The sequence below is a fragment of the Intrasporangium flavum genome (assembly GCF_001956915.1).
Lineage (GTDB): Bacteria > Actinomycetota > Actinomycetes > Actinomycetales > Dermatophilaceae > Monashia > Monashia flava.
In genome coordinates this window covers 104,219-126,873 of the sequence record NZ_MLJO01000016.1, presented here as the reverse complement: position 1 = coordinate 126,873, position 22,655 = coordinate 104,219, and the positions used below count along the sequence as shown (strand labels likewise).

Annotated in this window: 19 protein-coding genes; 8 read left to right on the top strand and 11 right to left on the bottom strand. The window is 72.3% G+C overall.

Annotated elements, in window-relative coordinates:
* Entirely contained in the window at positions 1 to 813 is an 813-nt protein-coding gene (locus tag BIV28_RS13580; RefSeq protein ID WP_076262669.1) for an ABC transporter permease, read from the top strand.
* Positions 814 to 822: 9 nt separating this feature from the next.
* Positions 823 to 1,641, top strand: coding sequence for an ABC transporter permease (locus tag BIV28_RS13575; protein WP_076262667.1), 819 nt, complete (start codon positions 823 to 825; stop codon positions 1,639 to 1,641).
* A gap of 47 nt (positions 1,642 to 1,688) precedes the next feature.
* On the opposite strand, the gene BIV28_RS13570 is transcribed toward BIV28_RS13575, so the two are convergent.
* A complete protein-coding gene (locus BIV28_RS13570; RefSeq protein ID WP_083707333.1) occupies positions 1,689 to 2,573 on the bottom strand; it encodes a class I SAM-dependent methyltransferase in 885 nt (294 codons plus the stop codon).
* A 185-nt stretch (positions 2,574 to 2,758) separates the two neighbouring features.
* Here BIV28_RS13570 and BIV28_RS13565 point away from each other — a divergent pair, with 185 nt between their 5' ends.
* A complete protein-coding gene (locus BIV28_RS13565) occupies positions 2,759 to 3,430 on the top strand; it encodes a winged helix-turn-helix transcriptional regulator (protein ID WP_076262666.1) in 672 nt (223 codons plus the stop codon).
* Positions 3,431 to 3,437: 7 nt separating this feature from the next.
* Here the strand turns inward: BIV28_RS13565 and BIV28_RS13560 are convergent, their stop codons facing one another.
* From BIV28_RS13560 to BIV28_RS13520, 9 genes are all read right to left on the bottom strand, one after another.
* Complete coding sequence (locus BIV28_RS13560; RefSeq protein WP_076262664.1) at positions 3,438 to 4,148, bottom strand: DsbA family oxidoreductase; 711 nt, start codon at positions 4,146 to 4,148, stop codon at positions 3,438 to 3,440.
* A 110-nt stretch (positions 4,149 to 4,258) separates the two neighbouring features.
* Complete coding sequence (locus BIV28_RS13555; RefSeq protein ID WP_076262662.1) at positions 4,259 to 5,527, bottom strand: ABC transporter ATP-binding protein; 1,269 nt, start codon at positions 5,525 to 5,527, stop codon at positions 4,259 to 4,261.
* Between the two features lie 94 nt (positions 5,528 to 5,621).
* Positions 5,622 to 6,779, bottom strand: coding sequence for an ABC transporter ATP-binding protein (locus tag BIV28_RS13550; protein WP_083707332.1), 1,158 nt, complete (start codon positions 6,777 to 6,779; stop codon positions 5,622 to 5,624).
* The gene (locus tag BIV28_RS13545) at positions 6,776 to 7,789 is read right to left on the bottom strand and encodes an ABC transporter permease (RefSeq protein WP_076262660.1); all 1,014 of its coding nucleotides are present in this window, start codon (positions 7,787 to 7,789) and stop codon (positions 6,776 to 6,778) included. Before BIV28_RS13545 ends, BIV28_RS13550 begins: the two co-directional genes overlap by 4 nt.
* 138 nt (positions 7,790 to 7,927) lie before the next feature.
* Positions 7,928 to 9,703, bottom strand: coding sequence for an ABC transporter substrate-binding protein (locus tag BIV28_RS13540; RefSeq protein ID WP_076262659.1), 1,776 nt, complete (start codon positions 9,701 to 9,703; stop codon positions 7,928 to 7,930).
* A gap of 42 nt (positions 9,704 to 9,745) precedes the next feature.
* On the bottom strand, positions 9,746 to 10,738 hold the full coding sequence (locus tag BIV28_RS13535; RefSeq protein ID WP_076262657.1) for an ABC transporter permease: 993 nt from the start codon (positions 10,736 to 10,738) through the stop codon (positions 9,746 to 9,748).
* A 283-nt stretch (positions 10,739 to 11,021) separates the two neighbouring features.
* Complete coding sequence (locus BIV28_RS13530; protein WP_076262656.1) at positions 11,022 to 12,035, bottom strand: hemolysin family protein; 1,014 nt, start codon at positions 12,033 to 12,035, stop codon at positions 11,022 to 11,024.
* Positions 12,032 to 13,609, bottom strand: coding sequence for a hemolysin family protein (locus BIV28_RS13525; protein WP_083707331.1), 1,578 nt, complete (start codon positions 13,607 to 13,609; stop codon positions 12,032 to 12,034). The genes BIV28_RS13530 and BIV28_RS13525 overlap by 4 nt, the downstream gene beginning before the upstream one ends.
* A 151-nt stretch (positions 13,610 to 13,760) precedes the next feature.
* Positions 13,761 to 14,081 carry a 4a-hydroxytetrahydrobiopterin dehydratase gene (locus BIV28_RS13520; protein ID WP_076262654.1) on the bottom strand — a complete coding sequence of 107 codons (321 nt, stop codon included), beginning with the start codon at positions 14,079 to 14,081 and terminating at the stop codon, positions 13,761 to 13,763.
* Positions 14,082 to 14,228: 147 nt separating this feature from the next.
* On the opposite strand from BIV28_RS13520, the gene BIV28_RS13515 reads away from it, so the two are divergent.
* From BIV28_RS13515 to BIV28_RS13495, 5 genes are all read left to right on the top strand, one after another.
* On the top strand, positions 14,229 to 14,678 hold the full coding sequence (locus BIV28_RS13515; protein ID WP_076262653.1) for a (deoxy)nucleoside triphosphate pyrophosphohydrolase: 450 nt from the start codon (positions 14,229 to 14,231) through the stop codon (positions 14,676 to 14,678).
* A 136-nt stretch (positions 14,679 to 14,814) separates the two neighbouring features.
* Entirely contained in the window at positions 14,815 to 16,719 is a 1,905-nt protein-coding gene (gene typA, locus BIV28_RS13510) for a translational GTPase TypA (RefSeq protein ID WP_076262651.1), read from the top strand.
* Between the two features lie 48 nt (positions 16,720 to 16,767).
* Entirely contained in the window at positions 16,768 to 18,567 is a 1,800-nt protein-coding gene (locus BIV28_RS13505; protein ID WP_076262650.1) for an ABC transporter substrate-binding protein, read from the top strand.
* A gap of 34 nt (positions 18,568 to 18,601) precedes the next feature.
* Positions 18,602 to 19,498: an N-acetyl-1-D-myo-inositol-2-amino-2-deoxy-alpha-D-glucopyranoside deacetylase gene (gene mshB, locus BIV28_RS13500; RefSeq protein WP_076262648.1), complete on the top strand. Its 897-nt coding sequence runs from the start codon at positions 18,602 to 18,604 to the stop codon at positions 19,496 to 19,498.
* A 217-nt stretch (positions 19,499 to 19,715) separates the two neighbouring features.
* A complete protein-coding gene (locus BIV28_RS13495) occupies positions 19,716 to 21,449 on the top strand; it encodes a VanW family protein (protein ID WP_076262647.1) in 1,734 nt (577 codons plus the stop codon).
* Between the two features lie 37 nt (positions 21,450 to 21,486).
* On the opposite strand, the gene BIV28_RS13490 is transcribed toward BIV28_RS13495, so the two are convergent.
* On the bottom strand, positions 21,487 to 22,647 hold the full coding sequence (locus BIV28_RS13490) for a GNAT family N-acetyltransferase (protein ID WP_242653009.1): 1,161 nt from the start codon (positions 22,645 to 22,647) through the stop codon (positions 21,487 to 21,489).
* Positions 22,648 to 22,655: the final 8 nt, after the last annotated feature.

Genomic DNA, 22,655 nt, shown 5'->3' with positions numbered 1-22,655 from the left:
ATGAGATCACGCAGGGCCCTGGCAGCGCTGCTCGCCCCACCCATGCTGTGGCTCGTCGTCGCCTACCTCGGGGCGCTGGCGGTGATCTTCGCGACGGCGTTCTTCACGACCGACCCGTTCACCAACCTCGTCGTGCCCACGTTCAGCCTCGAGAACTACCGCGAGCTGCTCACCCCGACCTACCTCGGGATCATCGGGCGCACGCTGCTCATCGCCGTGCTCGTCACGGTGCTGTGCATCCTCGTCGCAGTGCCGTTCGCGTTCTTCATGGCGCGCGTGGCGCCGCGACGGCTGCGCGGCCTTCTCCTCGCCGCCGTCCTCGTGCCGCTCTGGGCCAGCTACCTCGTCAAGGCCTACGCCTGGCGCACGATGCTGCAGCCCGGCGGCGTCCTCGAGAGCTCGTTCGGCGCGACGCCCGGGTACGGCTTTGCCGCGGTCGTGCTCACGCTGACCTACCTCTGGCTGCCGTACATGGTGCTGCCCGTCTACGCCGCCTTCGAGCGGCTGCCCGAGAGCCACCTCGAGGCGAGCGCCGACCTCGGTGCGCGCCCCTGGGCCACGTTCCGACGCGTCGTCGTCCCGTCGCTGCTGCCGGCGATCGCGGCCGGCTCGGTCTTCACCTTCTCGCTCAGCCTCGGCGACTACATCGCGGTGCAGATCGTCGGCGGCAAGCTGCAGGTGCTCGGCACCGCGGTGCTGCAGAACATCACCCTCGACCTGCCGTTCGCCGCGGCGCTCGGCACGGCCTCGGCGCTCATCATGGTCGTCTACCTGCTCGCCGTGCGCCGCACCGGCGCGCTCGAGAACCTCTGAGGACCCGCGATGAGACTCACCCGGTCCACCCGCATCGCCCTCGGCGTCTTCGCGACGCTCGTGCTCGCGTTCGTCTACGTGCCGCTCGTCGTCATCGGCATCAACTCCTTCAACAGCGACCGCACCTTCGGCTGGCCGCCCCCGGGGTTCACGACGCAGTGGTGGAGCGCCGCGCTGCACGCCCAGGGCCCGCGCGACGCACTGCTCACCTCGGTCAAGGCCGGCCTCGGCGCGACGGCGATCGCGCTCGTGCTCGGCACCCTGCTGGCGCTCGCGCTGTCCCGCTACGACTTCTTCGGCAAGCACTCGATCTCGGTGCTCGTCGTGCTGCCGATCGCGCTGCCCGGCATCGTCACCGGCATCGCGCTGCAGTCGGTCATCCAGAGCATCCTGTCGCCCGTCTTCGGCATCGGCGCCGGCCTGTTCACGATCATCGTCGGCCACGCGACCTTCTGCATCGTCCTGATCTTCAACAACGTCACGGCGCGGCTGCGGCGGCTCGGCGGCTCGCTCGAGCAGGCCTCGGCCGACCTCGGGGCGCGCCCGTTCACGACGTTCCGACGCGTCACGTTCCCGCTGCTGCGCTCGAGCCTCGTCGCCGGGGCCCTGCTGGCCTTCGGGCTGTCCTTCGACGAGATCGTCGTCACGACCTTCACGGCCGGCCCGGAGAGCCCGACCCTGCCGATCTGGATCTTCGACAACCTCTTCCGGCCCAACCAGGCCCCGGTCGTCAACGTCATCGCCGTCGTGCTCGTCGTGGTGTCGATCCTGCCGGTCTGGCTGGCGCAGCGCCTCGGTGGCACCGACGCCGCCGAGAGCCGCCTGTGAGCAGGACCTGAGCAGGTCCCGAGGTGGCCCCCGGCGGCGGCCGGGGCTCAGCCGGCGCGCCGCGCCGTGAGCAGCAGGTACTCCCAGCGCATCAGGCCGTCGGCGTCGGTGGCCTCGCGGGCGAGGTCGGCCAGCCCGGCGTCGAGGGCCGCGACGCGGTCGGCGTCCTCGGCGATGGAGCGGTACGTCGCGACCGTCGGCCCGTAGGCCGTCTTGAAGAAGTCGCGGAACGCCTCGGGAGAGTCGAACCGCACGTCGAGCAGCGCCCGGGTGGCCTCGACGCCGGTGACGCCGTCGCCGAGCAGCGAGCGCACGTGTGACTCGTCGCCCCAGAGCGGCGCCGGGCTCGCGCCGGGCGGGGGCGGCGGCGCGAACGGCTTCATGACGCCGAAGAGCCGGCCGATGAACCCGGACGGGGTCCAGCTGAGCAGCGCGATCCGGCCCTCCGGTCGGGTGACGCGCAGCAGCTCGGCGGACGAGCGCTCGTGGTGCGGCGCGAACATGACGCCGACGCACGAGAGCACGACGTCGAAGGACGCGTCGGGGAAGGGCAGCGCCTCGGCGTCGGCGACGTGCCACTCGACGTCGAGGCCGGCGTCGGCGGTGGCGCGGCGCCCGACGTCGACGAGGGCCGGCGCGAGGTCGGCGGCGACCACGCGGGCTCCGATGCGGGCGGCGGGCAGCGTCGCGTTGCCGGTGCCGGCGGCCACGTCGAGGACGCGGTCGCCGCGCGCCACCCCCGCCGCGTCGACGATGGTGCTGCCGAGCTCGGGGATGACGTCGCGGGCGACGGCGGCGTAGTCGCCGAGCCCCCACATCGTCGCGTGACGGGCCTTGACGGCGGCGTCCGCGGGGTCGGGTGTCGCGGGGGTCGTGCCGGTGGCGCGGGTGGTGCTCGTCGTGCCGGTGGTGCTGGTCGTGCTCGTCGTCATGGTGGTTCCTCCGGTGCCGGGCCGGCGCGGTCGCCGGCCCTCTGCCGTCCACTGTCCGGCGCGGGCCCGGGCCGGCGTCAGTCCAGAAGATGGACTGACGCGGTACACGTCCGGGACCGATACTGGGTGGGGCCGCGGGCCGCACGGCCCGGGCCCGGGGGCCGGAGGTGGCACGGAGGTGTTGCATGGGGACGCACGATCCAGGCGCCGGGCAGTACTGCCCGATCTCGCGCACGCTCGACGTCGTGGGGGAGCGGTGGACGCTGCTCATCGTGCGCGACATGATCGTCGGCGCGACGCGCTTCAGCGACCTCGCCCGCGGCCTGCCGGGCCTGTCGCGGACCCTGCTGGCCAAGCGCCTGCGCCACCTCGAGCGGCACGGCGTCCTCGAGCGGCACGGCCAGCACTACGTGCTGACCGCCGCGGGGCGCGCCCTCGAGCCGCTCGTCTTCGGCCTCGCCGAGTGGGGCGCCCGCTACCAGTTCGGCGACCCCGAGCCCGAGGAGCTCGACGCGCAGCTGCTCGTGTGGTGGATGCACACGCGGGTCGACACCTCGGGCCTGCCGGGGGAGCGCCACGTGCTGCACCTGCGCTTCGCCGACGACGCCCGCCGGTTCTGGATCCTCGTCGACCACGGGGTCCCGTCGGTGTGCATGAGCGACCCCGGATTCCCCGTCGACGTGACGATCAGCTCGGACGTGTCCTCGCTCTACGCCGTGTGGCTCGGGCGGGTGCCGCTGCCGGTCGCGCTGCGCGCGGGATCGGTGCTCGTCGAGGGCCCGACCACGGTGACGCGGCGGCTCGACGAGGTGCTGCGCCTCTCGCCGGTCGCGCCGTTCGTCGCCGCGATGGCCTGACGGCTCCTCAGACGGCGCAGCCGTCGGGTCCGCACGCGTCGGCGCCCTCGGCGGGGTCGGTCGGACCGACCATGACGAGCGGCTCGGACTCGCGCCACACCTGCTCGAGGGCCTGGGTGAACAGCTCGGTCGGCTGCGCGCCCGAGACGCCGTACTTCCCGTCGAGGACGAAGAACGGCACGCCCCGGATCCCGAGGCGCTGTGCGTCGGCGACGTCGGCGCGGACGGCGTCGAGGTGGGTGTGCTCGTCGAGGGCGCGCTCGACGTCCTCGGCGGCCAGGCCGGCGTCGGTGCCGACCCTCACGAGGACGGCACGGTCGCCGATGTCCTCCCCGTGCTCGAAGTGCGCCGACAGGAGCGCCTCCTTCACGGCGTCACCGACGCCGTGGGCCCTGGCGAGGTGGAGCAGCTCGTGGCCGGGCAGGCTGTTGGCGACGACGACGCGGTCGAAGTCGTAGGCGAGCCCCTCCTCGGCCGCCACCTGCGTGACGTGGTCGAACATGGCCCGCACCTGCTCGGGCGACATGCCCTTGCGCGAGACGAGGTAGTCGAGCTCGGTGCCGTCGTGGTGCTCGGGCAGGGACGGGTCGAGCTGGTAGCTGCGCCACCGCACCTCGACGGTGTCCCGGTGCGGGAACGCGGCGAGCGCCTTCTCGAACCGGCGCTTGCCGATGTAGCACCAGGGGCAGGCGATGTCCGACCAGATCTCCACGAGCATGTCCCGCTCAACCACGACGCGACGCGTTTGCTTCCCTCCGGCCCCGCAACGACGGAGCAGCCCGTCCCACCGTGGGACGGGCTGCTCCGTGGACCGGGACGCGGGTGGTGTCAGGCGTCCTCGGGCTTCGAGGGGCCACCGGGTGCGTCGTCGGGCACGTCACCGGGCGCGTCACCTGACGCGTCGGTGCGCTCGGGCGCGTCGACGGGCGCGTCCTCGCGGGACGCGTCGAGCGGGATGACGCGCGGGGCGTCGCGGGACGCGTCGTCGTGGGGCACCTCGCCCCCGGGCGAGAGCTCGGCGGCGGCCGCCTGCAGCGGCGACGACGCCCCCGGGCGCACGGCGGGGTCGGGCAGGTCGACGTTCTCCGGGAAGTGGCAGGCCACGGCGTGCCCGGGCGCCAGCTCGACGAGCGGCGGCGTCTCGGTCTTGCAGACCTCCTGGGCCTTCCAGCAGCGGGTGTGGAAGCGGCAGGCCGGCGGCGGCGAGATCGGGCTGGGCACGTCGCCCTCGAGCCGGATCCGCTCGGTGCGGCCACGACGCGACGGGTCGGGGATCGGGACCGCCGACATGAGGGCCGTCGTGTACGGGTGCATCGGGCGGGCGTAGAGCTCGTCGCGGTCGGCGATCTCGACGAGGTTGCCGAGGTACATCACCGCGACGCGGTCGCTCATGTGCCGCACCACCGACAGGTCGTGCGCGATGACGACGTAGGTGAGGCCGAGCTCGTCCTGCAGGTCCTCGAGCAGGTTGATGACCTGCGCCTGGATCGAGACGTCGAGGGCCGACACCGGCTCGTCGGCGACGATGAGCTTCGGCTTGAGGGCGAGCGAGCGGGCGATGCCGATGCGCTGGCGCTGGCCGCCGGAGAACTCGTGCGGGTAGCGGTTGTAGTGCTCCGGGTTGAGGCCGACGAGCTCGAGCAGTCCCTGCACCTCGCGCTTGATGCCGTGCTCGGTCTTGACGTTCTGCAGGCGGAACGGCTTGCCGACGATCGTGCCGACGGTGTGCCTCGGGTTGAGGCTGCCGTAGGGGTCCTGGAAGATCATCTGCACGTCGCGCCGCAGCGGGCGCATCTGGCCGACCGACGCGTGGGTGATGTCGCGGCCCTCGAAGAGGATCTCGCCCTTGGTGGGCTCGAGCAGACGCGTCAGCATCCGGCCGGTGGTCGTCTTGCCGCAGCCGGACTCGCCGACGAGCGAGAGCGTCTCGCCCTTGGACACCTCGAAGTTGAGGCCGTCGACGGCACGCACGGCGCCGACGACGCGCTGGAGCAGCCCGCGCCGGATCGGGAAGTGCTTGGTCAGGTCGGTGACCTTGAGCAGCGGCTCGGACGTCGTGGAGGCCGGCGTCGGTGCGGTGGCGGGGGAGGCGGTCACGCTGCGGCTCCTCGGGTCGGTGCGCTGGACGCGCTGGAAGGGACGGTCGCGCCGCTGCGTGCGCGGGCGCCCGTCGGTGCGCTCGGTCGGGTGCTCACAGGGTCGGCCTGATCTCGTTCTCCCAGATGGACCGGCGCTCGTCCACGGAGAGGTGGCAGGCCGCCCAGTGCCGGGGCAGGGACTCGGCGAAGGGCGGGCGCACGGTCTCGCTGCGACCCTCGGTGCGGTCGCGGTAGGCGCAGCGCGGGTGGAACGGACACCCGGAGGGCACGTTGATGAGGCTGGGCGGCGTGCCCTTGATCGGCCGCAGGCGGTCGGTGCGCTCCCGGTCCAGGCGCGGCATCGAGCCGAGCAGGCCCCAGGTGTAGGGGTGCTGCGGCCGCTCGAACACCTCGGTCGAGGCCGCGTACTCCACCGAGCGCCCGGCGTACATGACCATGATGTCGTCGGAGAGCTCGGCCACGACGCCGAGGTCGTGGGTGATGATGACGACGGCCGAGTTGAACTCGGCCTGCAGGTCGCGGACGAGGTCGAGGATCTGCGCCTGCACGGTGACGTCGAGGGCCGTCGTCGGCTCGTCGGCGATGAGCAGGTCGGGGTCGCAGGACAGCGCCATGGCGATCATGGCGCGCTGGCGCATGCCGCCGGAGAACTGGTGCGGGTAGTCGTCGACGCGGCTCGCAGGCTGGGGGATGCCGACCCGGCCGAGCATGTCGATGGCGTGCTTCTTGGCCACCGACGTGCTGACCTTGTTGTGGATCTTGTAGGCCTCGATGATCTGGTGGCCCACCGTGTAGAACGGGTGCATCGCCGACAGCGGGTCCTGGAAGATCATCGCCATCTTCTTGCCGCGCAGGAGCCGCACGGTGTCGGGCTTGGCGCCGACGAGCTCGGTGCCGTCGAGGCGGATCGAGCCGGTCATGCGGACCGTGCCGGGCTTGTGCAGGCCCATGATCGACATGCTCGTGACGCTCTTGCCCGAGCCGGACTCGCCGACGATGCCGAGGGTCTTGCCCCGGGCGAGGTCGAAGGACAGGCCGTCGACCGACTTGACGATGCCGTCGTCGGTGGGGAAGTGCACGCGCAGGTCGCGGACCGACAGGAACGCGTCGGGCGCGGGGGCACCGAGGCCGCCGATGCCGTCGAGGGTGTTGACCGAGGCCTTGCGGCCGCGACCCTTGGGCGCGTCCGCGGACCCGTCGGTCTTCCGGTCGGCCGTCCGGCCGGTGCTGTTGTCGGTGGTCTGGCTCATGAGGTGCGCACCCTGGGGTCGACGGCGGCGTACAGGAGGTCGACGATGAGGTTGGCGAGGATGACGAACACCGCGCCGAACAGCGTCACACCGAGGACCTTGGGGAGGTCGTTGTTCGTGATGGCCTGGACGGCGTAGTAGCCGATGCCCTGCAGCGAGAACGTCGTCTCGGTCAGGACGGCGCCGCCGAGCAGCAGGCCGAGGTCGAGGCCGAAGATCGTGAGGATCGGCGTCAGGGCCGAGCGCAGGCCGTGCTTGGTGACGACGTCGCGCTCCTTGAGGCCCTTGGCCCGGGCCGTGCGGATGTAGTCCTCGTTCATCGTCTCGAGCATGCCGGCGCGGGTGAGGCGGGCGTAGCTCGCGGCGTAGAGGAAGGCCAGGGTGATCCACGGCAGGAGCATCCGGTGGACGAGGTCGAGGGGACTGGTCGCGTCCATGGGGCTGGCGCCGCCGGCGTAGGTCCACTTGAGGCCGTAGCTGAAGATCGTCAGCGACAGCAGGCCGGTGAAGAAGATCGGCAGGGAGACGCCGGCGAGGGCGATGCCCATGAAGGTGCGGTCCAGGATCGAGCCGCGCTTGAGCGCCGAGATGACACCCGTGCCGACGCCGCCGATGAGCCAGAGGACCGCGGCCCCGGCCGCGAGGATCGCGGTGACGGGCAACCGGTCGAGGATGTCCGGCAGCACCGGGTTCTGGGTGATGAAGGAGTAGCCGAGGCACGGTGCGGGGCAGTGGTCGGTGCCTGCGCCGGTGTTGTAGTCGGCGCCGGCGACGATGCCCTTGACGAAGCGTCCGTACTGAACGTAGATCGGGTCGGTGAAGCCGAGCCGGACCGCGGTCTCGTGGATCTGCGCCTGACCGGCGCTCTTGCCGACGTAGCGCGAGGCGAGGTCGTCGGCAGTGGCCCCGCCGATGCGGGGCACGAGGAAGAAGATGACGAAGACGACCGCGCTCACGATGGCGAGCAGCAGGATGGCTCCGAGGAGCCTGCGGATGAGGTACGTCAGCACTGTGGGGCGGCCGGGTGCGGTGGCGGACGGTGGTGACCGTCCGCCACCGCACCTACGCCTTCACCTACTTTCGGTGGAAGGAGGTCGGCCCGGCGGGTCCGGCGTCAGTCCCGGGGGACCGACGCCGGACGCAGCGGGTCACGGGTTGGTGACACCGGCAGCGGCGTAGTCGTAGTACGAGTAGCCGTCGTTGACGAAGATGTTCGACACGGTGTCCGGGCGGAACAGCAGCGCCTTGTTCCAGATGCCCGGGATGACCTGGGCGTTCTCCATGACGACCTTGTCGATCTGGCCCCAGATGGCCTCACGCTTGGTCGTGTCGTTCTCCGACAGCGCCTGGTCCATGAGCTTGTCGACCTCGGGCAGCTTGATGCCGAGGTTGGTGTTGCCCGCGGGACGGATGACGCGGCTGTCGACGATCTGCTGGAGGAAGCCGAAGCCGTCCGGCCAGTCGGCGCCCCAGCTCATCACCATGAGGCCGAGGTTGTTGGCCTTGGCGAAGTCCGGCTTGCCGGCGTACAGCTTGAAGTAGTCACCGGCCGGGTAGGCCTTGAGCGTCAGCTTGATGCCGACCTTGGCGAGAGCCTGCTGGAGCGACTCGGCGGTGGCCTTCTCCTTCGGCCGCTCGGGGCGGTAGGAGATGTTCGTCGAGAAGCCGTTCGGCTGGCCGCACTTGGCCAGGGCCGCCTTCGCGGAGTCGACGTCGCCCTGCGGCTTCGACTTCGCGTTGTACAGGTCCATCTCCTGGTAGCCCGGGACGACCGGGGGCAGCAGGCCGGTGGCGATGTCGGCGCCGACGTTGCCGCCGTAGGCGCGCTGGTAGCCCGTCTTGTCGTAGGCGAAGATGACGGCCTTGCGGCAGTCGGCGTTGTTGAACGGCGCGACGTCGCTGTTGATCTGCGTGTAGCTGGTCCGCGCGCTCACGACGTTGTCCGTCTTGGCCTTGAGCGACGGGTCGGCCAGGATCTTGCCCTGGGCCGCCGCCTGCACGCCCGTGCCGGCGAGGTCGATGTCGAGGTCACCGGCGATGAGACGGTTGTCGAGGTCGGCCGCGTTGACGCCGATCTCCACGGTGATCTTGTCCGGCAGCGCCTTGCGGCCGGTGTCCGGGTCGCTCTTCGGGTCGTACGCGTCGTTGCGGACGAGCTCGATGCGCTTGCCGGTCTGGTACACCGAGAACTTGTACGGGCCGGACGCGATGACGTGCTCCTTGTACTTCGTGCCCGTGTCCTTGGCCTGCGGCACGGGGGCCGTGGCGGGGAGCTGGGCGAAGTAGTCGAAGCCGGCGAACGGCTTGTTCAGGTGGAAGACGATCGTCTTGTCGTCCGGCGTCTCGATCGACTTGAGGTCATCGAGGTTCTTGTCCTTGTAGACCGAGTAGTTCGCCGGGATGTCCGCGAGGAAGTCGTTGAAGTACGTCGGGCCGTTCGGGAACGTGTTCTTGTCCAGCTGGCGGGCGACGCCGTACTTGATGTCCTTGCTCGTGATCGGCGTGCCGTCCTCGAACTTGATGCCGTCGCGCAGCGTGTAGGTCCACGTCTTGTTGTCGGCGCTCGGCTTGCCGAGACCGGTCGCGAGGTCACCGACGAGCTGGTTGCCCTGCTGGCCCGGCGCCGCCTTGAAGGAGACGAGGGTGCGCGCGTAGTTGCGCAGGAAGTCCCACGAGAGGCCGTAGTAGGTGTCGCCCGTGTCGACCGAGTCCCAGTCGCTCGAGATGCCGAACCGCAGGGTGCCACCCTTCTTGTCGGTCGGTCGGACGACCGCCTTCAGGGCCGCGTCGGCGGCCACGGCCGCTCCGGCGCCACCGCTACCCCCGCTCGGGGAGGTGCCCGGGGTCTGGCTGCCGGCGCAGGCAGACAGTCCCAGGGCGAGGGCGGCCGCGGTCGCGACCACCATCACGCGAGTGTTCTTCATGAGTGGATGCGCTCCTTCTTTTGCGGGATGCGGGTGCGGTGGTTACCGCGACCGCGGGTCGAGGGCGTCCCGGAGGCCGTCCCCGAAGAGGTTGAAGGCCAGGACCGTCACGAAGATCGCGAGGCCGGGCCAGAGCATGAACCACGGGTCGATCTGGTACCACTGCGCGGCGTCGGAGAGCATGCCGCCCCACGTGGCGCGGGGGGCCTGCACGCCGACACCGAGGAAGGACAGGCCCGCCTCGAAGAGGATGTTGCTCGGGATGAGCAGCGTCGAGTACACGAGGATCGGCGCCACGAGGTTGGGCAGGACCTCCTTGGCGAGGATGTGCGGCGTGCGGGCGCCGAGGCTGCGCGCGGCGTCGACGAACTCCCGCTCGCGCAGCGACAGCGCCTGCCCGCGCACGATGCGCCCGATGTAGGGCCAGTTGAAGAAGCCGATGATGAAGATGATGACGACGATGCGCAGGGCATCACCCTGCAGCCCGAACGCCTCGTCGGGCACGACGCCGGCGAGGGCGATGGCGAAGACGAGGAGCGGGAAGGCCAGGAAGATGTCCATCGTGCGGCTGATGAAGGTGTCGACGACGCCACCGAAGTAGCCGGAGACGACACCGAGGATGGTGCCGATGACGACGGACAGCAGCGTCGCGAGGAACGCGATGAGCAGCGAGATCTGAGCGCCGTAGACGACGCGGCTGAAGATGTCGCGGCCGTTGACCGGCTCGACGCCGAAGAGGAAGTCCCACGACATGCCGCCGTACGGCGCCGTCGGGATCTGCAGGTTCGGGTCGATGAGCTCCTGGTGGAACTCGTTCGGCGGGTGGCCGAGCAGGCCGACGATGAGCGGCGCGCAGATGGCACCGACGATGAGGAGCAGCACGAAGATCCCGCCGCCGAGGGCGACCTTGTCGCGCTTGAGGCGCGCCCACGCGATCTGCCCGAGAGAGCGACCCTCGATCTTGCGCTCGCCCTGCGCCACCGCCTCCGGCTGTGCCGACGCTGCGCCGGGTTCCACCTCAAGGGGTGTGCTCACGGGCTCTACCTCCGGGTCGTGACTTGCGCGGAGGGCCGACATTGCCCTCCGGACGTGCGAAGCGACCGCCACCATAGGCCCCCCACGACCGCGCGCAACATCTTTCAGCGACGAAACACCGGCGGCAACCGACTTGGCCGAATCGTGACAGGGCGGAGATCTTCCGGCGACATGGCCCGCACGGGCGAAGGATTCCGCAGGTCGGCGCCCGTTTCCGGGCGCCGACCCGAAGGAGCCGGGACGCGCCTGCCCAGCCCCCTCCCGGGGGACTGGCAGGTGGCTCTCAGGCGTCGGTCTCGTCGTCGAAGCGTCCGAGGACGCGCTCGAGGAGGTCCTCCATCGTGACGATGCCGACCGGGCCGGAGGGGCCCTCGACGAGGGCGAGCTGGGCGCGCTCGGCCCGCAGCACCGAGAGCGCGTCGAGCAGGGAGAGGCCCGACCCGACCCGGACGACCGGCGCCGTCACGGTGGTCACCGGAGCCTCGGGCGCGGCCCGCACGACGTCGCGCACGTGGGCGACGCCCACCGGGTCGCCCTCCTCCGTGACGACGAGGCGCGACCGGCCCGACGTGCGCGACACCGCCTCGGCGTCGGTGCACGTGGCCGTCGTCGGGACGCCGACGACACGCTCCAGCGGCACGACGGCCTCGGCCAGGGGCGTCGTGTCGAGGGCGATGGCCCCCGCCAGCACCCGGTGCTCGGGCTCGGCCAGCTGGCCGTGCTCGCGCGCGCTCGTCAGGAGCAGCTGCAGCTCCTCGGGGCCGTGCACCTGGGCCAGCTCGTCGACGGGCTGGACCCGCACGAGCCGCAGGCAGGCGTTCGCCATCGCGTTGAGCACGCTCAGAGCCGGGCGCACCACCCAGGCGAAGCCGCGGAACGGCAGCGCGAGGAGCACGGCCGAGCGCTCGGGGTGGGCGATGGCCCACGACTTGGGGGCCATCTCGCCGACGACCATGTGGAGGAAGACGACGACGCCGACGGCGAGCACGACCGCGATCGGGTAGGCGACCGCGTCGGGCAGGCGCAGGAAGGTGAGCACGGGGGTGAGCAGCTCGGCCACGGCCGGCTTCGCGAGCGAGCCGAGGCCGAGGGTGCACAGCGTGATGCCGAGCTGGGCGCCGGCGAGCATGAGGGACAGCTCGCGCGACCCGCGGACCGCCGACCGGGCGGCGGCGCTGCCCTTCTCGGCGAGGTCCTCGAGGCGGTGGCGCTTGCTCGCGACGAGGGCGAACTCGGCGGCGACGAAGAACGCGTTGAGCACGAGCAGCAGCAGGGAGACGAGCAGGGCGGTGGTCATCGGCCGGCCTCCGTCCGCGAGGCGTGCCCGGCGTCGTGGCCGGCGTCGTGGCCGGTGTCGTGCCCGGTGTCGTGCCCGGTGTCGTCGGCGAGCTGCTCGAGGTCGGCCATGAGGTCGAGCACCTCGACGCGGACCGAGGACGGTACGTGGCGCTCGACGGCCTCGACGGTGACGCGCACCGAGACGGCCGGTCGACGCGGCTCGTGGTCCTCACGCTCCCCGCGCTCGTGACGCTCGTGACGCTCGTCGCGCTCAGGACGCTCGGGGCCGGGTTCGGCCGGGGCAGAGGAGGACTCGCGGTCCTCGCCGTCGTCGTGGCGGCGGTCGGCGACCTCGCGGCGTGCCTCGACGACGACGACGTCGCCGGCGACGGCGGTGCGGCCGAGGTGCTCGAGGACGAGCCCGCTCAGGGTCGAGTACTCGTCGCCGCTCTCGAGCATGAGGCCGGTGGCCGTGTCGAGCTCGTCGAGGCGTACGTGGCCCGGCGTCAGCCAGGCGTCCTCACCGGCGTCGACGACGCCCGTGGGCACGGCGTCGCCCTCGTCGAGGATCTCGCCGACGACCTCCTCCGCGAGGTCCTCGAACGTCACGATGCCGGCGAAGCCGCCGTGCTCGTCGACGACGACGGCCATCTGCCGGTGGTCGGTGCGGAGCTGCTCGAGGACGCGGGGGAGCGGGGCGCTCGTCGGCACGACGGTCGGATCCGGGACGACCGACCCGATCGTCGTCGTCGCGCGCCTCGAGGGTTCGACGGCGAGCACCTCGGCGATGCCGGCGACCCCGACGATGTCGTCGCCGTCGCGGCCGGTGACGGGGAAGCGCGACCAGCCGGTGTCGAGCAGCTCGACGAGCCGGGTGACCGGCTCGTCGACGCGGACCGTCGTGACCCGCACGCGCGGCGTCATGACGTCACCGGCGTCGAGCTCGCGGAAGCGCAGGCCCCCCTCGAGCACCTCGGAGAGGTCGTCGTCGAGCAGGCCCCCGGCGTGCGACTCGTCGATGATGCGGGTGAGGTCCTCGGCGGTGGCGCCGTGCTCGAGCTCGTCGACGGGCTCGATGCCGACCTTGCGCAGCAGGGTCGTCGACGCGCGGTCGAAGAGGCGCACGACCGGGCCGGCGAGGGTGAGGTAGACGAGCGTCGAGCGGCTCAGGGCCCGCGCGAGCGGCACGGTGCGGGCGATGGCGAGGTTCTTCGGGGCGAGCTCGCCGAAGACCATCTGGACGACGGTCGAGAACACGAGCACCGCGGTGACCGACAGGCTGAGGCGGGCCGCGTACGACAGGTCGGGGTCGAGCAGCTGCGCGAGGCCCTCGCCGACGAGCGGCTCGGAGACGTAGCCGACGAGCAGGGCGGTCACGGTGATGCCGAACTGCGCGGCCGACAGCGTGAACGACAGCTGCGAGGTGACGCGCAGCGCGCGCTCGGCGGCGGCGTCACCCCCGTCGGCGAGCTGCTTGAGGGCGTTGCGGTCGACGGCGACGTAGGCGAACTCCTGGGCCACGAAGTAGCCGGTCGCCGCAGTGAGGGCGAGGATCAGCAGGACGCCGAGGGCGATGCCGAGGAAGGTGCTCATGCGATCACCACCCCGGTGAGCGGGTGGTGGGACTGGGGCGGCCGGACAGGGTCCGGCGAGGGACTATGGCCCTCCTGGGAGCCGTCGCGGGACCCGCGCGACTCGTGCCTGGTGTGTGATCGCATGAGGTGATCCTAGGTGACGGAGCCGCTCAGGACGGTGTCGTCGACCCGGCGCCCGCGCCGAGGCGGGCCGCGGCCTGCGAGATCTGGTGCGCGAGCTCGACGTCGAGCTGGGTCAGGCCGCCCTCGGAGTGCGTCGACAGGGCGAAGGTGAGCGTCGTCCACCGGATGTCGATGTCGGGGTGGTGGTCCATCGACTCCGCGTCGGCCGCGACCTCGTCGACGAGCCGGATGCCGGTCGGGAAGTCGGGCGCCGTGAACGAGGCCCGGATGGTGTCACCGTCGCGGGTCCAGCCGGGCAGGTCGCCGAGCTGCCGCGTGATCTCCTCGTCGTCCAGTCGTCGTGCCATCGCCCCAGTAAACCGCGGAAGCGTGCCGAGTGGTCGCTCGTGCGGGTCGGGGGACGCCGCCCGCCCGCCCGAGCGTGCGGAGTGCTCGCGCGTGCGGTTGTCCTCGTGCGGGTTTCGACGCGTCGGTGTGGCACCATCGACGTCGCCATGAGCACGACTGCCCCCGTCCCCGCGCGCCTCGTCGTCGGCGCGGCCCTCGTCGACGACCTCTCCCGCCCGACGCGCCTGCTGTCGGCCCGCCGCACCGAGCCGTCGGCGCTCGCCGGCGGGTGGGAGCTGCCCGGCGGCAAGGTCGAGCCCGGGGAGGAGCCGCTGGCCGCCCTGCACCGCGAGGTGGCCGAGGAGCTCGGCGTCACGGTGCGCGTCGGGGAGCAGGTGCCCGGTCCGCTCCGCGGCGCCACGTGGCCTCTCGGCGACAGGTACGAGATGCTGGTGTGGCTGGCCGAGGTGCTCGAGGGCGATCCGTCGCCCCTCGAGGACCACGACGAGCTGAGGTGGCTCGGCGTCGACGACCTGCGTGACGTCGCCTGGCTGCCGGCCGACCTGCCCATCGTCGAGCAGATCGAGGCCATGGTGCGCACGGGCCGGGCCACCTAGCCCGCTCCGCTCCGTCGGCCACGTCCCACCCTGTCCGAGTACGTCCCGTTCGTCCCCGCACGTCCCGCCCCGTCCGATCCGCTTCGGCACGTCCGGTGGTCGGAAGCACCGCCCAACCCCTGAGAGACTGTCCCTCATGCCCCAGAAGACCCGCGCGGACATCCGCAACGTCGCCATCGTCGCCCACGTCGACCACGGCAAGACCACCCTCGTCGACAAGATGCTCTGGCAGGCCGGCGCGTTCGGCGAGCACCAGCACGTCGACGAGCGTGCGATGGACTCCGGTGACCTCGAGCGCGAGAAGGGCATCACGATCCTCGCGAAGAACACCGCGATCCACTACACGGGCAAGGCGGCGACCGACCGGGGCCTGGGCGACGGCGTCACCATCAACATCATCGACACCCCCGGCCACGCCGACTTCGGCGGCGAGGTCGAGCGCGGCCTGTCGATGGTCGACGGCGTCGTGCTCCTCGTCGACGCGTCCGAGGGCCCGCTGCCCCAGACCCGCTTCGTGCTGCGCAAGGCGCTCGCCGCGAAGATGCCGGTCATCCTCTGCATCAACAAGGTCGACCGTCCCGACTCGCGCATCGCCGAGGTCGTCGACGAGGCCTACGAGCTCTTCCTCGACCTCGACGCCACCGAGGAGCAGATCGACTTCCCGATCGTCTACGCCTCGGCCAAGGCCGGCCGCGCCTCCCTCGAGCGCCCCGCCGACGGCGGCCTGCCGGAGGGTGAGGACCTCGAGGCCCTCTTCGCGACGATCCTCGAGACCATCCCGGCCCCGACCTACGACGACGAGGCCCCGCTGCAGGCGCACGTCACCAACCTCGACGCGTCGAACTTCCTCGGCCGCCTCGCGCTGCTCCGCGTCCACAACGGCACCATCACCAAGGGCCAGCAGGTCACGTGGTGCCGCCACGACGGCTCGCAGCAGCGCGTGAAGATCACCGAGCTGCTCATGACCGAGGCCCTCGAGCGCAAGCCCGCCGAGAGCGCCGGCCCCGGCGACATCATCGCCGTCGCGGGCATCCCCGACATCACCATCGGCGAGACCCTCGCCGACGCCGAGAACCCGGTGCCGCTGCCGCTCATCACGGTCGACGAGCCGGCCATCTCGATGACGATCGGCACCAACACGAGCCCGCTCGTGGGCCGCGGCCCGACCAAGGGCACCAAGGTCACCGCCCGCATGGTCAAGGACCGCCTCGACAAGGAGCTCATCGGCAACGTGTCGCTGCGCATCCTTCCCACCGAGCGTCCCGACGCGTGGGAGGTCCAGGGCCGTGGCGAGCTCGCGCTCGCCATCCTCGTCGAGCAGATGCGCCGCGAGGGCTACGAGCTGACCGTCGGCAAGCCGCAGGTCGTCACCCGCGAGGTCGACGGCAAGCTGCACGAGCCGGTCGAGCGCCTCACCATCGACACCCCCGAGGAGTTCCTCGGCGCGATCACCCAGATCATGGCGGCCCGCAAGGGCCGCATGGAGCAGATGACCAACCACGGCACCGGCTGGATCCGCATGGAGTTCCTCGTGCCCAGCCGTGGCCTCATCGGCTTCCGCACCGAGTTCCTCACCGAGACCCGCGGCACGGGCATCGCCCACCACGTCTTCGAGGACTACGAGCCGTGGTTCGGCACCATCACGACGCGCACGAGCGGCTCGCTCGTCGCCGACCGTGCGGGCGCCGTCACCTCGTACGCGATGGTCAACCTCCAGGAGCGCGGCGTCCTCTTCACCGACCCGACGACCGACGTCTACGAGGGCATGATCGTCGGCGAGAACTCCCGCGCCGACGACATGGACGTCAACATCACCAAGGAGAAGAAGCTGACGAACGTCCGCGCCTCCTCCGCGGACAACTTCGAGAAGATCGTGCCCCCGCGCAAGCTGAGCCTCGAGCAGAGCCTCGAGTTCTGCCGCGAGGACGAGTGCGTCGAGGTCACGCCGGACGCCGTGCGCATCCGCAAGGTCGTCCTCGACGCCAACGAGCGAGCGCGCACCGCTGCCCGGGCCCGGTCGGCGGCACGCGCCGAGGGTTGATCCGGCGTGGCGGGCGTGGTGCGTGCACTTCGGCGGTCCGTGGGGTCCTTGACGTCGCGGAGGTCGCGGACGCCCGGGGGCTCCTGGGCGTCCCGGCGGGCCGCGCTGGCCGGTGTCGCCGCCGTCGTCCTGTCGACGGCGGCCACCGGCTGCACCGCCGCGGGTGAGGCCGGCTCGGCCACCGACGTCGCCCACTCGTCGGCCTCGACCGCCGGCAGCGACGCGGCCCCCGGGCCGGGCGGCACGCTCAAGGTGCTCGTCGCCGGCGACGTCGCGACCTGGGACCCGCAGCTGATGTACGTCGGGCCCGAGGCCTTCTTCGCCCAGCGCGTCTTCGCCCGGGGCCTGACCGCCTACGGCACCGGCGAGCACCAGCGCGACGTCGTGCCCGACCTCGCCACCGACACCGGCACACCCAAGGACGGCGCCAGGACGTGGACGTTCACGCTGCGTGAGGGTCTGAAGTGGCAGGACGGCTCGCCGATCACGTGCGAGGACGTCCGCCACGGCATCGCCCGCACCTTCGACCGGCGCACGCACGTCGGCGGCACGAACTACGCCAGCTTCCTGCTCGACATCCCGACCCGGGTCACGGCCGAGGGCCTGGAGAAGCCCGTCTACCAGGGCCCCGGCGACAAGGACCACCAGAAGGACTTCGACCAGGCCGTCGCCTGCTCGGGGCGCACCATCACCTTCCACCTGCGCGACGCCGAGCCCGACTTCCCGCAGGTCGTGGCGCTGCCGGAGTTCGCCCCCCGCAAGGCCTCGAGCGACCGCAAGGACGACAAGACCTCCTACGACGTCATGTCGAGCGGCCCCTACCGGCTCGAACAGCCGTGGAAGCCCGGCGAGGGGGGCACGTTCGTGCGCAACACGAACTGGGACCCCCGCACCGACCCGGTGCGCGAGGCCTACCCCGACCGCATCGAGGTGACCGCCGGGCTCGGTGAGTCGACGGTCATCCAGCGCCTGCTCAACCAGAGCGACGACGACACCAACGCGGTGTCGTGGGTCCAGGCGAGCCCGACGCTGCGCAACCAGGCCGGCACCGACCTGCAGGCCCGCCTCACGTTCCCGTACACGGGCAGCGTCGACTACCTGGCGCTCAACATGCGCAGCAAGGTCATGTCGAATCCTGCTGTGCGCAAGGCGTTCTCGCTCGCGACCAACCGCGCCACGTACGTCACCGCCAACGGCGGCGAGGGCGCCGGCACGCCGACGTGGTCGATCCTGTCGCCGGCGGTCGACCCGTCGACGGTCGAGGTGCCGAGCGGCGCGAAGGTCGACGGCGACCCCGAGCAGGCCCGCCGCGTCCTCGACCAGGCCGGCGTCAAGACGCCGGTGAAGGTGCGCGTCGTCTACGCGCGCTCGGTCCTCGGCGACAAGGCCTACGCCTCGCTGGCCGCCGGCTGGGAGCGCGCCGGCTTCGACGTCCAGCTGACCGGCGTCCCGCCCGAGGAGTACTACGAGACGATCGAGCGCAAGACGTCCGGCTCGTCGTTCGACGTGTTCCGCGGCGTCTGGACGCCCGACTGGCCGTCGGCCTCCGGGGTCCTGCCGGCCCTGTTCGACTCGCGCATCAACATCGACTCCACCGGCCCGGGGCAGGACGTCGGCTACTTCGACGACAAGACCGTCAACGGGCTCATCGACAAGGCCGGGGGCACCGCCGACCCGGCGCAGCGCGAGAAGGTCTGGCTGCAGGCCGACACCGCGCTGCGCGACGCCGGCGGCTACGTCGCGCTGTCGGCGACCAAGGCCCTCTACCTGCACGGCGCGGGCGTCGTGCACTACGAGGACCACGCGGTCGGCGGCATCGTCGACCTCGCCACCGTCGCCGTCCGCTGACCTCCGTCCACCCGCCCCGCACCGAGGAGGCCCCGTGGCCCGGCTCCTGTTCGTCCACGCCCACCCCGACGACGAGACGCTGACGTGCGGCGTCGCCATGGCCCACCACGTGGCCCGCGGCGACGAGGTGCACGTGCTGACGTGCACGCTGGGGGAGGAGGGCGAGGTCATCCCCGCCGACCTCACCCACCTCGAGGGGCACCCCGACGACGCCCTCGGGCCGCACCGGCACGCCGAGCTCACCGAGGCCCTGGCGCGCCTCGGCGCCACGATGCACGTGCTCGGCGCCGACCCCGCCACCGGCCGGCTGTCGCGCTTCCGCGACTCCGGCATGGCCGGCTCGCCCGCAGCCTCGCGCCCCGACGCGTTCGCCGGCGCCGACCTCGACGAGGTGGCGGCGCTCGTGGCCGACGTGCTGCGCTCGGTCCGCCCCGACGTCGTCGTCACCTACGACGAGCACGGCGGCTACGGCCACCCCGACCATGTGCGCACCCACGACGCCGTGCGTCGGGCCCTGCCGCTGCTCGAGGAGTCCGAGCGCCCCGAGCGCACCTTCGAGATCCTGACGCCGGTGTCGTGGGCCCGGGCGGACCGGTCCTGGCTGCTCGAGGCGGACCCCGCGACGCGCGCCCGGCCCGACGGGCTGCCGCCGCTCGTGCTGCCCGCCCGCACCGACCCCTTCCCGCCGTCGGTCGTCGCCGACGAGCGCGTCACGCACGTCGTCGAGGACGCGGCCGCCCGACGCGTCAAGAACGACGCGCTGCGCGCGCACGCCACCCAGGTCATCGTCGCGAGCGAGGACGTGCACGCCCTGTCGAACCTCATCGCGGCCCGCACGACGGCGCGCGAGGGGTTCCGACGCGTCGACCCCCTGACGTGGCAGACCGTGGGCGGCGCCGTGGCGGCCTCGGAGCCCGGCCTCCTCGCCTGAGCCCGCGGGCACCCGCGGGCCGCGGGCTCCCGCAGACTCCGGCGCCACGCGTCACGGGGCGGCAACGAGTCGGTCACGTCCGGGGCGCGCCGGACCCGCCTCGCGGTCTCGCGCCCCCGCGCGCGTTACCGTTCGTGCCACCTGAACCGCACCCGAGGCCGTGCCCCCGCACGACGCCCCAGCACGACACCGCGCACGACGCCGCGCACGGAGAACCATGGAGACCTGGCAGCCCCAGCCCCGACGCGAGAGCCGCGGCACCGCACTGCGCCTCCTCGTGGCCGCCGTCGTCCTCGGCGGCGCCTACGTGGGACTCGGCTACTGGTCCTCCGAGCACCTGCCCTCGAGCGTCACCGTCGGCGGCATCCAGGTCGGCGGCATGACGCCCGAGCACGCCGTGGCGCGGGTGCAGCGCGGTGCGGGCGAGGTGCTCGCGCGCCCCATCGCCCTGACCGTGCCCGGCCGCGCGGACCCCTTGCAGGTGGTGCCGTCGAAGGCGGGGCTGCACGTCGACGTCGACCGCTCGCTCGAGGGACTCACCGGTTTCACCCTTAGCCCCACCCGGATCTGGGACCGGCTCACCGGCACGGTGCAGCGCCCCCTGCTCACGAGCGCCGACGACGACCTCCTGCAGGCCTACGTCACGGCGCTGGCCCCCACGGTCGAGCAGCAGCCGCACCAGGGCGGCGTCGCGTTCGGTGGAGGGCGGGTGTCCGTCGACCCCTCCCGGCCGGGCGCCACCCTCGACGTCCCGGCCACGAAGCTGGCCCTGAGGCTCGCCTTCCCCGACACCGCGGTGGCCACCGCGGCGGTCCACGTCATCCGTCCCGACGTCGCCGCCCCCGACATCCAGCGGTTCGCCGACACCGTCGGCCGGGCCGTCGTCTCCGGACCGGTGACGCTCGTCGCCGGCCCGGCGCGGGCCGTCGTCGGCCCGTCGGCCTTCGCGCCCTTCGTCTCGGCCAAGCCCGACGGCACCGGCGCGCTCGAACTCGTCTTCGACGAGCCGGGGCTGGCCCACCTCGTCGCCTCGCGGGTCACGGTGTCGACGAAGGTCGCCACGAACGCGCGCTGGACGCTGAGCACGACCGACGCACCGCCGGTGCTGGTGCCCTCGGTCGACGGTGCGGCCGTCGACGAGGACGCGGTCGCCAAGCGCTTCGCCGCGGCCATCAGCGGCTCGACGCGGGTCGTCGACGTCGGCGCGGTGGCCGCGGCCCCGGCCTTCACGACGGCCGACGCCCAGGCTGCCGGCGTCACCACCGCGGTGTCCCGCTTCGACGCCGCCTTCCCCAAGGGCGACGCGGCCCTGACCCGGCGCCTCGTCGCGGCCACGCAGCGGCTCAACGGCACGTACGTCCCGCCAGGGGGAGCCTTCAGCCTCCGCTCCGTCCTCGGCGAGGGGGTCCTGACCTCGGGCGAGACGTGGGACCCCGAGAGCGCGGTCGTCGTCGACGGCCACGTGCTGCAGGGCACGGGAGGCGGGATCTCGCCGATCCCGACGGTCGTCTACAACCTCGCCTACTTCGCCGGCGTCCCCATCACCGAGGCGCGGGCGCACGCCTCCTACCAGGCGCGCTACCCGGTCGGCCGGGACGCCGCCGTCTACTGGCCGACGGTCGACACCGCGTGGCAGAACGACTCGCCGTACGGGATGCTCCTGCAGGCGTGGGTGACCGACGGTGTCGTCCACGGCCGGCTCTGGAGCACCCGCGTGTGGGACGTGCGATCCGTCGACGGGCTGCGCACCGACGTCGTCGAGCCCCGTTCGGTGAGCCGTGGTGACCTCTCGTGCATCCCGAGGCAGCCCGTCGCGGGCTTCACCGTCACCGTGACGCGGCAGTGGTTCAAGCCCGGCTCGCCCGAGCTCGTCCGCAGCGAGCCCGTCACGACGCGGTACGTGGCCCAGGACCGTGTCGTGTGCACGAACCCGTTCGTCACGCCGCCGTGACCGTGGGGGCGAGCCCGCCCCCGGCGGTGACCGCCCGTCAGGCCTCCGGCTTGGCCAGGTAGGTGTACTCGTGGTGGGTCCGGAAGCCGAGCCCGTTCCAGAAGGCGATGCCGTCGGCGTTGTCGCCCGAGACCTGCAGGTAGATCGCCGGCATGTTGTTCTCGCGCGCCACCATGCCGATCGCCGACACGATGGTCGAGGCGATGCTGTGGCGACGGTGGTCGGGGTGGACCCAGAGGCCGAAGATGCCGGCCCAGCCGGGGTGGATGGCCATCCGGGCGATGCCGACGACCTTCTTGCTCGCCTCGTCACGGACCGACAGGAACAGCTGCCCCTCGCTGCCGGTGAGGACCGCCTCGGTGGTGCCGGGGACGACGCTGCGCTGCGCGGCGTAGGCCATGAGCCACTCCGGCGACAGGGCCGCGTCGGCGTTGACCGGGACCGACTCGGTGGTGAGTGGTGGCACCTGCGCCGACAGGGCGGTGAGCACGAGGACGCGGGTCCAGTCGGGGCGGCCGCCGCCGACGGCGTAGCCACGCTCGAGGAGCGCGTGGCCGACGGGCTGCTCGGCCACCTCGAAGCCGGTGGGGCCGTGCAGCTGGAACAGGGCCGGCGCCTCGTGCCCGGCGTACCAGGCCTCGGCGTAGTCGATCGCCTTGTCGAGCGGGAGGCTCGGATCGCCCACGACGAGAACGGAGTTCGCCCGGCCGGTGAAGCCTGACGCGGAACGCAGCACCCAGTCGCCGAGGCCCTTGCGCTCGGTGGGCTGCCAGCCCCGCGACATGAGCTTCTCGAGCTCGTCGGCCGAGACGCGCTCGTGGGCCCGCCCCGGCTGGCTCGCCGGCGGCGGGACGTCCTTGGCGGCGATGACGTCGGCGCGGATCAGCTTGACCCGCTCGGTCGCCTGACCGGATGCACCGCCCTGGCCGGCCCCGCCCACCCGGGCGTCGACGATGATGAAGTCGTCGTTGCGGGCGACGAGCTCGCCGACGAAGTCGGTGGCGCCGGCGTCGCTGCCCTCCTCGAGGCGGTAGCGCACGACGACGCGGCCGCCGACCGTCAGGCCCGCGGTGGCGCGGTGGCCGGCGGTGTCGGTGGAGCCCGACGCGCCCGCCGCGGAGGCGTTCTCGCGGTCGCCCAGGGGGCCGTCCTCGGGACCCGTCTCAGCAGCGGGGTCGTGCATGGGCTCGCCAGTCATGTCCGGCA

Bases quoted from the DNA above. Each gene is read 5' to 3' on its own strand.
- BIV28_RS13580 (WP_076262669.1), top strand. From the start codon at position 1: ATGAGATCACGCAGGGCCCTGGCAGCGCTGCTCGCCCCACCCATGCTG.
- BIV28_RS13575 (WP_076262667.1), top strand. From the start codon at position 823: ATGAGACTCACCCGGTCCACCCGCATCGCCCTCGGCGTCTTCGCGACG.
- BIV28_RS13570 (WP_083707333.1), bottom strand. From the start codon at position 2,573: ATGACGACGAGCACGACCAGCACCACCGGCACGACGAGCACCACCCGC.
- BIV28_RS13565 (WP_076262666.1), top strand. From the start codon at position 2,759: ATGGGGACGCACGATCCAGGCGCCGGGCAGTACTGCCCGATCTCGCGC.
- BIV28_RS13560 (WP_076262664.1), bottom strand. From the start codon at position 4,148: ATGCTCGTGGAGATCTGGTCGGACATCGCCTGCCCCTGGTGCTACATC.
- BIV28_RS13550 (WP_083707332.1), bottom strand. From the start codon at position 6,779: ATGAGCCAGACCACCGACAACAGCACCGGCCGGACGGCCGACCGGAAG.
- BIV28_RS13540 (WP_076262659.1), bottom strand. From the start codon at position 9,703: ATGAAGAACACTCGCGTGATGGTGGTCGCGACCGCGGCCGCCCTCGCC.
- BIV28_RS13530 (WP_076262656.1), bottom strand. From the start codon at position 12,035: ATGACCACCGCCCTGCTCGTCTCCCTGCTGCTGCTCGTGCTCAACGCG.
- BIV28_RS13525 (WP_083707331.1), bottom strand. From the start codon at position 13,609: ATGAGCACCTTCCTCGGCATCGCCCTCGGCGTCCTGCTGATCCTCGCC.
- BIV28_RS13520 (WP_076262654.1), bottom strand. From the start codon at position 14,081: ATGGCACGACGACTGGACGACGAGGAGATCACGCGGCAGCTCGGCGAC.
- BIV28_RS13515 (WP_076262653.1), top strand. From the start codon at position 14,229: ATGAGCACGACTGCCCCCGTCCCCGCGCGCCTCGTCGTCGGCGCGGCC.
- typA (WP_076262651.1), top strand. From the start codon at position 14,815: ATGCCCCAGAAGACCCGCGCGGACATCCGCAACGTCGCCATCGTCGCC.
- BIV28_RS13495 (WP_076262647.1), top strand. From the start codon at position 19,716: ATGGAGACCTGGCAGCCCCAGCCCCGACGCGAGAGCCGCGGCACCGCA.
- BIV28_RS13490 (WP_242653009.1), bottom strand. From the start codon at position 22,647: ATGACTGGCGAGCCCATGCACGACCCCGCTGCTGAGACGGGTCCCGAG.